The sequence below is a fragment of the Serratia ureilytica genome (genome assembly GCF_017309605.1).
Classification (GTDB): Bacteria; Pseudomonadota; Gammaproteobacteria; order Enterobacterales; family Enterobacteriaceae; genus Serratia; species Serratia ureilytica.
This window is the reverse complement of the sequence record NZ_CP071320.1, coordinates 2,609,213-2,621,102: the sequence shown is the minus strand read 5'-3', so window position 1 is coordinate 2,621,102 and position 11,890 is coordinate 2,609,213. Positions and strand designations below refer to the sequence as shown.

The following is an 11,890-nucleotide window of genomic DNA, read 5'->3' as shown; positions in this document are numbered from 1 at the left end:
GTGTGGATTAAAAAAGCGTCGGCCTGCGGAGGTTATTTTTGGCGGGAGAATTAACGGCTGGTCTGGTGGCCGATGATGCCGCCCAGCGCTGCGCCGCCGAGGGTGCCCAGCGTGCTGCCGTCGGTCAATACCGCGCCGCCCACGGCGCCGACGCCCGCACCGATCGCCGTGTTGCGATCGCGATTGGACATATGCCCACATGCGGTAACGGAAAGCGTCGCCATTACCACCACCAACACACCCGCGGCACGTTTAATATTCATAATGAGTTCCTGGTAAATTGGCTAATTAATGGATTAAAAATAATCCGATTAACTCGCCGGTAGAAGTTGGGATGAATGTATTCCTCCGAAAGAAAATCGAACAGGTAAAAATTCTTAATTTTGGCGCGGTGAAAAGCGATCGCTCGCCGAATGTGCGGCCGTCGGCAAAACCGTTCGGCTATACTGGGAAGACGCCTCACGAGGGGCGGGGCGCACACGCTGGAGGCCGCCATGTCCGAGCTCGTTTCCGCATCCGGCAAACCGGTGAAAATTCCCGGCCCGGACCATCCGATTACGCTGACCCGCCATCCGACGCGGGTCGTGGTGCGCGGCGCCGGCCAAATCCTGGCCGACAGCCGTCATGTGCTCATCTTGCAGGAAGCCAACTATCCGCCGGTGTTTTACTTTCCGCGTGAGGATGTGAATATGGCGCTGCTGCATAAAAGCACGCACGTGAGCTACTGCCCTTATAAGGGCGACTGCAGTTATTTCTCCCTCACGCTGAACGGCCCGCAGGGGGACAATGCGGCCTGGAGCTATGAAATGCCTTACAACGCCGTGGTGGCGATCAAGGATCATCTGGCATTTTATCCCGACAAAGTCACGGCGATCCGTACCGAAGCCTGAGCCGCCGCCGCCTTCGGGCGGGGGCAGGTTGACATTCCACTTATCCCTACTCATTATGTGTATTACCGGAAATTGATACGCTTTCCTTATGTTTCAATCCGACATAAGCGAAACTCTGAGCAGGTGCCAAGGTGTCTACCTCTACGCGATTTGCCGTTGCCATCCATATTCTGACCAACATCACGCTGTGTCGCGGCCAGACGGTGCGTTCCGAAGATATCGCCCGCAGCGTCAACACCAATCCGACGGTGGTGCGGCGCATTCTCGGGGCGTTGGCGGAGGCGGGGCTGACCTATTCGCAGATGGGGCAAGGCGGCGGGGCGCTGTTGGCGCGGCCGGCGGAAGCGATTTCTTTGCTGGACGTGTATCGCGCGGTGGAGGATCAACCTTATTTCACGCTGCATCGCACCCGGCCTAACGAGGCGTGCTATATCGGCCACGCCATTACCCCGGTGCTGGAGCAAGAGTTTGCGCGCGTCGGCCATGCGCTGGAAGCCAGCCTGGCACAGACCAGCATCGCCGAAATGGCCGGGCAGGTTGAGCTGCGCGCCGGCTATCCCTTCGTCCCTTGTTCACCGCAATATCAAGCAGATACGCAATAAAAAATCACGCCAAACCCCGTTCCGCGCAGAGCATTTTTTGCATTGCGTTAATGTAATTGTGTAAGTTACATTAGCTCGCATCAAGTGTGATGTAGCTCACGTTTTAGACTGCCTCCCCACGATAATCGACCGTTTGGCCGGAAACCTTTTCTTCCGGCGCAGATTCGCTGTGCTTATAAACCAGGAGAGAACGATGTTAGAAATGATTGAAAGCTTGGCCACCGTGGTGGTCCTGGTGCCGGTAATGGTGGCCGTCTTGCTCGGCGCGATTTACGGCCTGGGTGAAGTGTTCAACGTCTTTTCCGCTATCGGCCGCAAAAACGGCTGAATCTGTATGCTTGGGGGCTATCGGCCCCCGGCTATAACTCCCTTATTTCCCCCTTTCTCTCTATGAACGCGCCGTTGCGTCGATCATCGCCATCACCTGCCGAAACATCGCGCTTTCCGCATCCGCCAGCTCGTTGACCAGCGTAAAGTGATTGCAGTGGCGGTCGGCCAACAGGTGGACGTCGAGGCCGCGCGCCAGGCAGGCGTCATAATAGGCCTGCGTCTGGTTTTTGAACCCCTGGGTTTCCCGCTGACCGACGTCGAGCAGGATCTGCGGCGCATGCGCTTTCGCCGGCAGCAAAAACAGCGGGCTGAGAGTTTGCGCCTGTTCGGGCGTCAGGTGCAGCCAGTCGTTGATGTAGATATCGCACAGCGGGCGCAGATCGTAGAGGCCGCTCAGCGCCAGCGCGCCTTTGATCGCATCGGGCGGCAGGCGATAGCGTTGCTGCCAGCCGTCGGCGATCAGCATGCCGCACAGGTGGCCGCCGGCCGAACTGCCGCTGACGAAAATGCGCGCCGGATCGATGCCGAACGGTGCCCCGTGATGATAAAGCCAGGCGACGGCGCTGCGCACCTCATGCACGATCTCCGCCAGCGTCGCTTCCGGCGCCAGCGTATATTCCAGCGTGGCGACCGCCACACCGCGGCGGGCGAACGCGGCGGCCATCGAGCAGGCTTCCTCTTTGCGCTGTGAATGCCAGTAGCCGCCATGAATAAAGATCAGCAGCGGGGCGGGCTGTGCGCTGGCCGGGAACAGATCGAGACGCTCGGCGGCGCTCATGCCGTAGCGCAGATCGTAAATGCCCGGCGTCTGCGCTTTGGCGCGCTGCGCCAGCGCGGCATAGTCCGCCATGCAGGCGTCAAAATCCTCCACCGAAGCGCGGGCGTTGTATTGCGCGGCGCGGGCGCTCAGGTCTTCAAACGTCAGATCGATGTTCATGCGTTTCTCCGGATTGTTATGCGTTATGTCTTCATCATCGTCCCGCAGGGGAAAAGATGTTTGATCTCCGGTGCGCACAATTGCGGCTTCTCCAATGCTGTTATCTGCTGTATATTGCCGTTTTATGCTTTTTTAATGCGGAATAATCCCATGCACAAAGCGGCACGACAGCGCCATTTACTGGATTTGCTCAGCGAACGCGGGCAGGCGGCGGTGGCGGAATTGGCCAGCGCCATCGGTGTTTCGGTCGATACCGTGCGCCGCGACTTGGCCGATCTTGAGCGGCAGGGGTTGGCGCAGAAACATCACGGCGGCGCGATAGCGCTCGAACCGTCCGGCATGCCGCGCCAGGCGCGCGCGGCGCTGTTGCCGCAGGTCAAGCAGCGGCTCGGCCGCGCGGTGGCCGCGCAGATCCCGCCCGGCAGCACCCTGATGCTGGATGCGGGCAGTACGCTGTTGGCGGTGGCGCAAGCGTTGCGCGGCCCGGCGACGGTGATCACCGCCTCGTTGGATATCGCGCAGTGCCTGAGCGATAAGCCGGAGATCCAACTGATCCTGCTCGGCGGCCAGTGGGACGCGCGCCAACGGCTGTTCGCCGGCAGCGCGACGCTGGCGTTGCTGGAACGCTACCGCGCGGACATCGCTTTGCTGGGCGCCTGTGCGGTGCATTCTCAGCTGGGGCTGAGCGCCGGCGAAGAGGCCGATGCAGAGGTCAAACGCGCCATGCTGGCCAACAGCGGCGAGCGCTGGCTGGTGGCCGACCATATGAAGCTGGATCGCTGCGAGCCGCATCACGTGGCGGATCTGGCGCAGATCCAACGCCTGTTTACCGATCGCCCGTGGGATAACCTGGACGAGCAATCAATGATTGAACTTTGTGTCGTCGCCGACGACCGCTAGAGGAGAACCCTGATGAACGATAACGCTCAACCGTTGCAGGTGGCGCTGATTGGTTACGGCTTTGTCGGCAAGGCGTTTCATGCGCCGCTGATTAACGCGGTGCCGGGTCTGGCGCTGAGCGTGGTGGCTTCGCGCGATGCCGCCAAAGTCCATGCCGATCTGCCACACGTGCGCGTGATCGCCGATCCGCTGGAGGCGATCCGCTTGCCGGAAGTGGACCTGGTGGTGATTGCTTCGCCGAACGCCACCCATGCGCCGCTGGCGCTGGCTGCGCTGGAAGCGGGCAAGCACGTGGTGGTGGATAAGCCGTTTACGCTGGATTTGGCGCAGGCGCGCACGCTGATTGCGGCGGCGGAGAAGCACGGCCGTCTGCTGTCGGTATTCCAGAATCGCCGCTGGGACAGCGATTTCCTGGGCGTGAAGCAGGTGATCGAGCAGGGACTGATCGGCAAGGTAACGCACTTTGAGTCGCACATCGATCGTTACCGCCCAGAAGTGCGGGTGCGCTGGCGCGAGCAGAATCTGCCGGGCAGCGGGCTGTGGTTCGATCTGGGGCCGCACATGGTCGATCAGGCGCTGCAGCTGTTCGGTTTGCCGCACAGCGTGCAGGCCAACATCGCCACGCTGCGCGCCAATGCGCAGATCAATGACTGGGCGCATGTGGTGCTGAACTACCCGACGCACCGCGTGATTTTGCATGGCAGCATGCTGGTGGCGGGCGGCGTGTCGCGCTTTACCGTGCACGGCGATAAAGGCAGCGTGGTCAAAGCGCGCGCCGACGGGCAGGAGAGCCAACTGCTGGCCGGCGTAACGCCGGGTTCGGCGGAGTGGGGTAAAGACGACGACGCGATGCGCCTGTTTATCGGCACGGAGCCGGTGCGTACGTTGCCGACGCCGGATGGCGATCAGCGCCAATATTACGTCCAGGTGCGTGACGCGCTGCGCGGCGCCGGCGCCAACCCGGTCACCGCATCGCAGGCGTTGGCGGTGATGGCGGTGCTGGAAGCGGCCACGCTGGCGGCGGAAACCGGCGTAACCCAAACGCTGCCGCTCACCGAGGCGGAGATCGCCGCCTGGTAACGCATCGCGCCAGATAAGGCGTCAGATGCATTGATACAGTGCATCGCATGCGTCTTCCGCCATCCCAGCCCCTGACATAGGCTAAGCCTCAGTCTATGTCAGGAGTGCTTATCATGTTATCCCATCCTTCGCCGCAGGGCGTCCGCGGCATACTGGCCGCACTTTCTCTGTGTATGCTGCTGTCATCGCTCGGCATCAGCATCGCCAACGTCGGGCTGCCGGCGCTCGCCACCGCATTCCATGCCTCGTTCCAGGCAGTGCAGTGGGTGCTGCTCTGCTATTTGCTGGCCGTCACCACCTGCATCATCGGCATCGGCCGCTTGGGTGACAGCCTCAATCGCCGCCGCCTGCTGCTGGCGGGCATCGCGCTGTTTACCGCCGCTTCGCTGGCTTGTGCGTTGGCTCCGCAGCTGTGGCTGCTGCTGGCGGCGCGCCTGGCGCAGGGGCTGGGGGGCGCAGTCATGATGTCAATCACCATGGCGCTGGCGGGCGAGGCGCTGGGCACGGAAAAGATCGGCCGCGCGATGGGGCTGCTCGGCACTATGTCGGCCGTGGGCACCGCGCTGGGGCCGTCGTTGGGCGGCGCGCTGATCGCCGGCTTCGGCTGGCGAACGATATTCCTGATCAACCTGCCGCTGGGGCTGCTGGCGCTGTGGCTCGCCTGGCGATACTTGCCGAATGGGGCGCGGGCGGCGACGCGCCCTGAACCGTTCGACCGCGCCGGCACGCTGCTGCTGGGCGGCGCATTGCTTTGCTACTCGCTGGCGATGACTCTGGGACGCGGTGATTTCGGCGCGCTTAACCTGGCGTTGATGTTGGGCGCTCTGTTGGCGGCAGGGGTGTTTATCCGCGTGGAGCGCCGCGCCGTGTCGCCGCTGTTGGCGCCGACGATGTTCCGCCATCCGGCCCTGACGGCGGGGCTGGCGGCCAGCGCGTTGGTCATGACGGTGATGACCGCCACGCTGGTGGTCGGGCCGTTTTATCTGGCGCGCGCGCTGGGGTTAAGCGCCGCGCAGGTGGGGCTGGTGATGTCGGCAGGGCCGGCGGTGGCGATCCTGACCGGTATTCCGGCGGGTTATCTGGTGGATCGCTTTGGATCGCAACGCATCGCCCAGCTTGGGCTGGCGGCAGTGGCCGCCGGGGCGGGATTGCTGTCGCTGCTGGGCCGCTGGGGCGTACTCGGCTATGTCGCGCCGATCGCGCTGTTGACCGCCGGTTATGCGCTGTTTCAGGTGGCCAACAACACGGTGCTGATGAAGGATCTGTTTCCCGAACGACGCGGGTTGATCGCCGGCATGGTCAATCTGGCGCGCAATCTGGGGGCGATCACCGGCGCGTCGGCGATGGGGGCGCTGTTTTATCTGGCCTCGCAGCGGGTGGCGGGCGCCGCGGCGGCCGCGGCTTACGGCATGCGCGTCACCTACGGCGCGGCGGCGTTGCTGGCGTTGGCGGCATTGCTTATCGCCTTCGGCGGCCGCCGACTGGCGCTGCGTTATGATGCGCGCTGAACGGCGTAGCGTTCTTGAACGAAACCGTTGTCCGACTGGGTGACGGCGAGCAGACGCAGGCGCTGCTCAGGGGCATCGGCGCCGAACAAGGGAATGCCGCCGCCCAGCAGCAGCGGCACGCGCGTAATCGTCAATTCGTCGATCAACCCGGCCTGCAGGAAACGCTGCACGGTCTGGCCGCCGTCGATATACAGGTGACAACAGCCGGCCTCGGCCAACCGCGCCACGACGCTGGCCGGTTCGCCGCTCATCCAGCGGACAGGCTCTGCGCCGTGCGGTGCGGGTTGCGTCGACAGTACCACCACCGGCAGTTCTCCATAGGGCCATTCGGGAAAGGCGCGGACTTTTTCATAGGTATGGCGGCCCATCACCAGCGCGTCGATGTCGGCGATAAACGCTTCAAAACTCAGGCCATTGAGCAACGACACCGCGTACTCGGGCCGCAGCAGCCAATCGATGTCGCCGTCCGCGCCGGCAATGAATCCGTCTACGCTGGTGGCGATGTAAACCGAGCATTTCATCAGGCGAGATCTCCGCGGTAAACCACATGGACCTTGTTGCCGTCGGGATCGCGCAGGTAAGCGCCGAAATAGCCTTTACCGTAGTGCGCGCGCTCGCCGGGTTCGCCTTCACTGCTGCCACCCGCCAGCAGGCCGGCGGCGTAGGCGCGTTTAACCGCCAGCTCGTCGGCGGCGAGAAAGGCCAACATGCTGCCGTTGCCGGCGCTGGCGGGCTGTCTGTCGAAGGGTTGGTAGGCATAAAACCGCGGCAGCGTTTGGCCCGGCATCACCCAGCAGCGGGCGGCGGGGCCGCCGTCCGGCGTCACTTCCCGCCGTTGTAAACCCAATGGCAACAAAATGGCGTCGTAGAACGCGGCGGCGGCGTCCAGATCGCTGACGCCGACGGTAATATGGCTGAACATGGCGCGTTTCCTTTCCCAAGAGAGAATAATGAACGGATAAAACAGTAGCAGCGATAGCGCAGGATGGACAGACCGCGGTGGAGGATTCGGATTAGGGACGCGCGCAGGGGGGCAAAGCGCGCTTCACGGTTTGTGGGGCGGGCCGCCTCAATTGCTCTCGACGCGAGGATTGGCGTGGGTCGGCTGGCTGGGATAATCCACCTGATGCTTGTGCAGATAATCGCGTATCAGCTGGCGCACCACCTGGGAAGGGGTGACGTCCTGCTGCAGGCACAGCTCTTCCAGGGCTTTCTTTTTGTCCGGGTCAATCAGCACCGTTAGCCGCGCCGTTTTCTTTTCCATCAGGATCCTCCAGAGAATGATGACTGAATGATAATACCATGTGAGCGAAGCGGCCAGCCAGACCGCGCCGCCGCTCGTCTTTAGCGGAAATGCAGCCGCTCTATCTTGCGTGACAGGTAGCCGAGTTCGCAGTTGAACAGCTCGCCGCTGCCGGCGGCCAGCGTGCGCAGCGTGCTGAGCGGCAGCGACACCTGGGCCGGCGTAGCATAAATGATCACGTTGCCGCTGGGGGCGATGCAAAACAGCACGGTGGCGAATATCCGGTGCAGGCTGTGGTACAGCAGGCTGTTTTCGTCGGGCAGATCGTGGTAATTCAGCACCAGCCAGCCCCCGTCATTCAGCCGCGCGGCGCAGTTCTCCAGGAATGTCTGGGTGCCTTGCTGCGGATCCATGGCGAACGCCGAATAAAGATCGGAGAAAATCAGATCGTAACGCGTTTCGGCGGGCGGGCGCACGAAGTCCATGGCGTCGGCGGTGCGCAGGCTGATGGTGTCGGTGGCCGGCAGCGTAAAATAGCGGCGCGCGACCGCGATCACCGCGGCGCGCAGCTCAACGACCTCCAAGCGCATAGCCGGATCGAGCGCGTGCAGCGCACGCAGCAGGCTGCCGCCGCCTAACCCCAGGATCAACGCCGACGTCGGCGGCTGCCAGGCCACCGCCATCAGCATCGCTTTGATGTAGTTGTGGATCGGCTGTGCGGGGTTGCTGAGGCTCATCTTGCTTTGCTCGCAGATGCCGTCAAACCGCAGCGTGCGGTAGTCCTTGTGATCGGAGACGATGATTTCGCCCCAGGCGTCGGCTTCGCGAGCGATCACCTGGCCACGCGGGGAGAAATCGAGGGTTCTGAGTAAGCTGTCAACCAGAGACATGGTATTCGCAGGGCTCCTTTGGCAAGCGGCCTGTTTACTTACGGGCGCACATGAAATCGGCGGTGCAAATGCGCCGGCCATCGATGCTGGCACGGCCGGTGAAGCGGGCGATCGCGCCGCGCCGGCGTACAAAGGCGACCTCCATCAACACCTGGTCGCCGGGACGGGCGGCGCGATAAAACCGCGCCCGCTGAATGGAAGCGAAGTAGTAATGTTCCCCTTCGTTCAGCGCCCCGAGATAGTAATGCGCCAGCAGACCGGTGCTTTGCGCCAGCGCTTCCACCAACAGCACGCCAGGAAAACCGGCGAAGCGCGCATGGCCGCTCCAGAACGTCGGCTCATTGGCGGTGATGTTCTTGATGGCGCTCAGCCGCCCTTCGGCGATGCAGGTGCCGGCGGGCAGCACGCGATCGACCAACAGACAGGGATAGCGATGAGGCAGAATCGCCTGAATATCGTGGAATTGCAGGGGGTGACCATGTAATGGCATGGGGGAGCGTGATCCTGTCTGCGGCGAATCCGGCGCGATGGCCGGCGTTCGGTCCATAATGAGTGTAATGACATTATAATAAAATTATCATCAGATGTGCCAGATGAAAGACATGACGGCGACGACGGTTGGGAAACAGCGAAGGAGGGGAAGACACCCGATCCTGACGATCGGGCGTGGCGGCGCGTTTAGTGCTTGGAGCGGGTCACTTTGTCCAAATAACCCATCACGAAAGCGGAGAGCACGAAGGTGAGGTGGATGATCACATACCACATCAGCTTGTTGTCTGGCACGTTCTTGGCGTCCATAAACACCCGCAGCAGATGGATGGACGAGATGGCGACGATAGACGCGGCGACTTTGTTTTTCAGCGAGGTGGCGTCCATTTTGCCCAGCCAGCTCAGCTTTTCTTTTCCTTCGGTGATATCCAACTGCGAGACGAAATTTTCGTACCCGGAGAACATCACCATCACCAGCAGCCCGCCGACCAGCGCCATGTCGACCAACGACAGCAGGGTCAGGATCAGATCGGCTTCAGCGACGGAGAAAATGTTGGGCAGGACGTGCAGGATCTCCTGAAAAAATTTGATAGACAGGGCGACCAGGGCCAGTGAAAGGCCGAAATAAACCGGCGCGAGCAGCCAGCGGGAGGCGTACATCGCGTTTTCTAGCAAGCGTTCCATCATAAAATTGTTTTGAATGCGTAGCAAAAAGGGCGCTCAGTATAGCGCAAGAGGCCTGGGTGAAATCAACCGCTTGCGCCAGTAGAGGGCGATATCAGGCCGCTACGCGTGCCGTTTTGCGCCCGCAGCGGATCCACAGCGCCACGGCCCCCGCCGCGGTTGCCAGCGCCACGACGCCCGGCCAGCCCGCGCTTGCCAGAATGCGGCTGCCGAGGGCGGCGCCGGTCGCCATGCCGATGAATACGCCGGTGAACAAGAGGGCGTTCAAGCGGCTGCGGGCCGCCGGATCAAGACCGTAGACGATGGTCTGGTGTGCGATCAGCGTCGCCTGGATGCCCAGATCGAATCCGACGGCGCTCAGCGCAATGAGCGCCAGCTGCGCCGGGAGCGGCAACAGCGGAAGCAGAAACATCAGGGCGAAGGCGGCCAGGACCAGTGCCGCGCCGATGCGGGTCACGGCGTCAGGGCCGTGCCGATCGGCCAGGCTTCCCGCCAACGGCGCCGCCAGCGCACCCGCCGCCCCCGCCAGACCAAACGCGCCGGCCGCCGCGCTGCCGATCTGGTAGCGCTCCGCCAGCATCAACGCCAGCGTTGACCAGAAAGCGCTGAAGCCCAATGACAGAAAGCCTTGCGCCAGCGTTGCACGCCGCAGCTCGGGATACGCGGCCCACAGATGCCCCAGCGAGCGCAGCAGCGCGGGGTAACTCAGCGCGTTATGGGGGCGAAGACGCGGCAACATGCGCCAGATAGCCAGGGTGATCGGCAAAACGCCCAGCGCCGCCAGCGCGTAAACGCTGCGCCAGCCGGCGAACTCGGCGAGCGCGCCGCTGAACACGCGCGACAGCAGAATACCGGCCAATAGCCCGGTCATCACCGCGCCGACGGTTTTGCCGCGGCTGGCCTCCGGCGCCAGCGTGGCGGCGGCGGGGATAATGTCCTGGGCGACGGTGGCGGTCAGGCCTATCGCCAGGCTGCTGAGCAACAACAGCGGGAATGAGGCGGCAAACGCGCAAAGCAGCAGCGTCAGCGTCAGCAGCGCGCCTTTGATCAGAATGATCCGCCGGCGATCGTACCGGTCGCCCAGCGGCGCCAACAGTAAAATGCCCAGCGCATAACCCAACTGGGTCAGCGTCGGCACCATGCCGGCATCGGCGACGCCGGCGTGGAAATCGGCGCCCATCATGCCGAGCATGGGCTGGCTGTAATAGATTGAAGCGACGCTGAGACCGGCGCCGGCGGCCAGCAGATACACGACGTTGGCGGACGGGGCGCCGTTAGTGGCGGTGGTGCTCATGGCAAAGATCCCTGCAAAGTGAATGTGCGGCCATTTTTACCGCTTGCTTCATTCCGCTGTAGCCCCCTCGCAGGTAAAACTGTTATACACTTAACGTATGAATAAAATTAATTTACCCAACGGCGACCGCATAACTTTGCTGCATACGCTGGTGCGCATCGTCGAAAGCGGCAGCCTGTCGGCGGCGGCGCAGCAGCTGGGCACCTCACAACCGACGATCAGTCGGCGTCTGCAGGCGTTGGAGCAGCTGCTGGGCGCCAAACTGATCCAGCGGACGACTCACGCCCTCAAACTGACCGACGACGGCGAGCGCTGTTACCGCCAGGCGCGGGGGCTGATCGAGCAATGGCAAAGCCTGGAAGAAGGGCTGGGCGGCGCGCGCGACGAACCGGTCGGGGTGTTGCGCGTGCGGGCGCCGCACGCTTTCGGCCAGGATCAGCTGATCGGTCCGTTGGGCGAGTACCTGCGGCGCTACCCGCAAACTTACGTTGAGTGGACGCTGAACGATCATTCTCCGGACTTTATTCCCGAAGGCGTGGATTGCGCCATTCACGTCGGTGCGGTGACCGATCCGTCGGTCGTGGCGGTGTTGCTGGCGGAGGTGCCGCGCAGCACGGTAGCGTCGCCGGCGCTGCTGACGAGCCGAGAGCCGGTTCGCTGTCTTGACGATTTGGCGCGGTTGCCGTGGCTGGCGTTGAACAGTTTTTATCGCAATGAAGTGGTGCTGACCCATGTTGAGCGCGGCGAGCAGGGGCGGTTCGATATCACGCCGAGGTTGAGCACCGACAGCCTGTACGCGGTACGCAAGGCGGCGCTGGAGGGGCTGGGCGTCGCGATTGTCTCCTCCTGGCTGGTGCGGGACGATGTGGCCGACGGGGCGCTGCAAACCGTGTTGCCGGCCTGGCGCGCCGCGCCGCTGCCTATCTACCTGCTGTATCCCTACGCCAGCTATTACCCGGCTCGCCTGCGCAAGTTCATGGAAATGATGAAAGAAGTGATGCCGCGCATTCTCGGCGCGCGGCCGCCGGCGGCGGGCTGACGCC

The 11,890-nt window shown here is 62.9% G+C and carries 16 protein-coding genes; 7 read left to right on the top strand and 9 right to left on the bottom strand.

The window, feature by feature from the left end; genetic code table 11:
• Window positions 1-50: 50 nt before the first annotated feature.
• Window positions 51-263: an osmotically-inducible lipoprotein OsmB gene (osmB, locus tag J0X03_RS12140; RefSeq protein WP_004940700.1), complete on the bottom strand. Its 213-nt coding sequence runs from the start codon at window positions 261-263 to the stop codon at window positions 51-53.
• Between the two features lie 231 nt (window positions 264-494).
• Here osmB and J0X03_RS12135 point away from each other — a divergent pair, with 231 nt between their 5' ends.
• From J0X03_RS12135 to J0X03_RS12125, 3 genes are all read left to right on the top strand, one after another.
• Window positions 495-890, top strand: coding sequence for a DUF427 domain-containing protein (locus J0X03_RS12135; protein WP_042784460.1), 396 nt, complete (start codon window positions 495-497; stop codon window positions 888-890).
• Between the two features lie 131 nt (window positions 891-1,021).
• Window positions 1,022-1,492 (top strand): Rrf2 family transcriptional regulator, encoded by a 471-nt coding sequence (locus J0X03_RS12130; protein WP_033650438.1) that lies wholly within the window; start codon window positions 1,022-1,024, stop codon window positions 1,490-1,492.
• A gap of 193 nt (window positions 1,493-1,685) precedes the next feature.
• The gene (locus J0X03_RS12125; protein ID WP_033643027.1) at window positions 1,686-1,820 is read left to right on the top strand and encodes an AcrZ family multidrug efflux pump-associated protein; all 135 of its coding nucleotides are present in this window, start codon (window positions 1,686-1,688) and stop codon (window positions 1,818-1,820) included.
• 60 nt (window positions 1,821-1,880) lie between these two features.
• On the opposite strand, the gene J0X03_RS12120 is transcribed toward J0X03_RS12125, so the two are convergent.
• On the bottom strand, window positions 1,881-2,759 hold the full coding sequence (locus J0X03_RS12120) for an alpha/beta hydrolase (protein ID WP_072627669.1): 879 nt from the start codon (window positions 2,757-2,759) through the stop codon (window positions 1,881-1,883).
• Between the two features lie 150 nt (window positions 2,760-2,909).
• Between J0X03_RS12120 and J0X03_RS12115 the strand changes: the two genes are divergently transcribed.
• From J0X03_RS12115 to J0X03_RS12105, 3 genes are all read left to right on the top strand, one after another.
• Entirely contained in the window at window positions 2,910-3,659 is a 750-nt protein-coding gene (locus tag J0X03_RS12115) for a DeoR/GlpR family DNA-binding transcription regulator (RefSeq protein ID WP_033650433.1), read from the top strand.
• Window positions 3,660-3,671: 12 nt separating this feature from the next.
• Entirely contained in the window at window positions 3,672-4,739 is a 1,068-nt protein-coding gene (locus J0X03_RS12110; RefSeq protein ID WP_069100340.1) for an oxidoreductase, read from the top strand.
• A gap of 113 nt (window positions 4,740-4,852) precedes the next feature.
• Window positions 4,853-6,247 carry an MFS transporter gene (locus tag J0X03_RS12105; RefSeq protein ID WP_069100341.1) on the top strand — a complete coding sequence of 465 codons (1,395 nt, stop codon included), beginning with the start codon at window positions 4,853-4,855 and terminating at the stop codon, window positions 6,245-6,247.
• On the opposite strand, the gene J0X03_RS12100 is transcribed toward J0X03_RS12105, so the two are convergent.
• From J0X03_RS12100 to J0X03_RS12070, 7 genes are all read right to left on the bottom strand, one after another.
• On the bottom strand, window positions 6,232-6,768 hold the full coding sequence (locus J0X03_RS12100; protein WP_175403939.1) for a dihydrofolate reductase family protein: 537 nt from the start codon (window positions 6,766-6,768) through the stop codon (window positions 6,232-6,234). The two genes, J0X03_RS12105 and J0X03_RS12100, sit on opposite strands and share 16 nt — an antisense overlap.
• Complete coding sequence (locus tag J0X03_RS12095) at window positions 6,768-7,169, bottom strand: VOC family protein (protein WP_015377846.1); 402 nt, start codon at window positions 7,167-7,169, stop codon at window positions 6,768-6,770. Before J0X03_RS12095 ends, J0X03_RS12100 begins: the two co-directional genes overlap by 1 nt.
• Window positions 7,170-7,316: 147 nt before the next feature.
• Window positions 7,317-7,511 (bottom strand): ribbon-helix-helix protein, CopG family, encoded by a 195-nt coding sequence (locus J0X03_RS12090; protein WP_004928567.1) that lies wholly within the window; start codon window positions 7,509-7,511, stop codon window positions 7,317-7,319.
• 80 nt (window positions 7,512-7,591) lie between these two features.
• Entirely contained in the window at window positions 7,592-8,380 is a 789-nt protein-coding gene (locus tag J0X03_RS12085; RefSeq protein ID WP_033643034.1) for a spermidine synthase, read from the bottom strand.
• Between the two features lie 34 nt (window positions 8,381-8,414).
• Window positions 8,415-8,870 carry a 3-hydroxyacyl-ACP dehydratase FabZ gene (gene fabZ, locus J0X03_RS12080; RefSeq protein ID WP_033643035.1) on the bottom strand — a complete coding sequence of 152 codons (456 nt, stop codon included), beginning with the start codon at window positions 8,868-8,870 and terminating at the stop codon, window positions 8,415-8,417.
• 188 nt (window positions 8,871-9,058) lie between these two features.
• Window positions 9,059-9,553 carry a TIGR00645 family protein gene (locus J0X03_RS12075; RefSeq protein WP_025302805.1) on the bottom strand — a complete coding sequence of 165 codons (495 nt, stop codon included), beginning with the start codon at window positions 9,551-9,553 and terminating at the stop codon, window positions 9,059-9,061.
• A gap of 94 nt (window positions 9,554-9,647) precedes the next feature.
• Entirely contained in the window at window positions 9,648-10,847 is a 1,200-nt protein-coding gene (locus J0X03_RS12070; RefSeq protein WP_069100344.1) for an MFS transporter, read from the bottom strand.
• 97 nt (window positions 10,848-10,944) lie between these two features.
• On the opposite strand from J0X03_RS12070, the gene J0X03_RS12065 reads away from it, so the two are divergent.
• The gene (locus tag J0X03_RS12065; protein ID WP_047575830.1) at window positions 10,945-11,886 is read left to right on the top strand and encodes a LysR family transcriptional regulator; all 942 of its coding nucleotides are present in this window, start codon (window positions 10,945-10,947) and stop codon (window positions 11,884-11,886) included.
• The last annotated feature ends 4 nt before the right edge of the window (window positions 11,887-11,890 follow it).